The organism is Geobacillus sp. FJAT-46040 (genome assembly GCF_002335725.1).
GTDB lineage: Bacteria > Bacillota > Bacilli > Bacillales > Anoxybacillaceae > Geobacillus > Geobacillus thermoleovorans.
This window is the reverse complement of record NZ_NISS01000005.1, coordinates 1-558: the sequence shown is the minus strand read 5'-3', so window position 1 is coordinate 558 and position 558 is coordinate 1. Positions and strand designations below refer to the sequence as shown.

Annotated in this window: 2 pseudogenes; both read left to right on the top strand. The window is 47.0% G+C overall.

The window, feature by feature from the left end:
• Positions 1-236, top strand: a pseudogene (locus CD000_RS17925) (IS21-like element IS5376 family transposase); the annotation flags it as partial.
• Positions 233-558 (top strand): annotated as a pseudogene (gene istB / locus CD000_RS17920) (IS21-like element IS5376 family helper ATPase IstB); the annotation flags it as partial. The pseudogenes CD000_RS17925 and istB, both read left to right, overlap by 4 nt.

The window sequence follows — 558 nt, the reverse complement described above, 5'->3', positions numbered from 1 at the left end:
CGGAGTATGCGGGCAAAGAAATTCTGGTGAAGGAGCGATTAAATGGAGATATTCGATTGTACTTTCGAGGGGAGGAGATTTCTCACGTGGACCAACAGAAAAAAGTGATTTCATTCGCCGAAAAAATCAAAAAGAAACAGACGGAAATGGCCGCCACCATTTCGCCTGTTTCGGTGGAAGTGGATACTCGTCCATTGTCCGTTTATGACGCATTCCTGCGAGGGGAAAGCTCATGAAAGAACGAATACACGAGTATTGCCACCAACTCCATTTGCCTGTCATGGCGGAGCGATGGTCCGCCATGGCAGAATACGCCTCTACTCATAATATATCATATTCAGAGTTTTTATTCCGCTTATTAGAGGCAGAAATCGTCGAAAAACAGGCACGATCGATCCAAACGCTCATCAAGCTGTCCAAACTGCCGTATCGCAAGACGATCGATACGTTTGATTTTACCGCGCAGCCTTCGGTGGATGAGCGCCGGATTCGAGAACTGCTTACGTTGTCCTTTATTGACCGGAAAGAAAATATCCTCTTTCTCGGTCCACCGGGGAT